Raw genomic sequence first — 452 nt, 5'->3', positions numbered from 1 at the left:
GGGCTGGTTCGTCGGCGCCCTCGTGGTGTGGCTCGTCGGCACCCCCGCCCTGGAAGTCCCGCTCGACGGCGCCGTCCGCTCGCTGGGCCGACGCGGTTTCGTCGTCACCGCGTTCACCGTGGAGCGCCCGGCAGGCGCCGGCCCGCTGACGCTGACCGCACAGTCACCGGATCCCGACTCCAGCGCCGTCGTCGAGCTCTACGGCCCCAACCAACAGAGCGGCGGCGCGGTGCGGCAGGTGTGGCGCAAACTGCGGCTGCGCTCCAATGAGACCGCGCCCCTGCAGACCTCTATGCGCCGCGCCGTCGAACATCGGGCCTTGATGGCCATCGCGATCGGCGACCTCGGCCTGGCGAGTACCTCGACCATGTCGGTGGCGGCGCTGGACCGCGGCTGGACCCTGTACGCGCACAATCGCAAACGCGGCATCCCGCTGGACCAGAGCACCGGCG

At 72.1% G+C, this 452-nt stretch carries 1 pseudogene; it reads left to right on the top strand.

Going from position 1 to position 452, the window contains the following annotated elements:
* Positions 1 to 452: pseudogene (locus tag BKG76_RS24070) on the top strand (TIGR00374 family protein); the annotation flags it as partial.

Origin of the sequence: Mycobacteroides franklinii (assembly GCF_001853795.1) — a bacterium.
In the GTDB taxonomy this organism is placed as follows: domain Bacteria; phylum Actinomycetota; class Actinomycetes; order Mycobacteriales; family Mycobacteriaceae; genus Mycobacterium; species Mycobacterium franklinii.
Note: the sequence above shows the minus strand (reverse complement) of the source record. Positions and strands in the feature narration are given on the sequence as shown.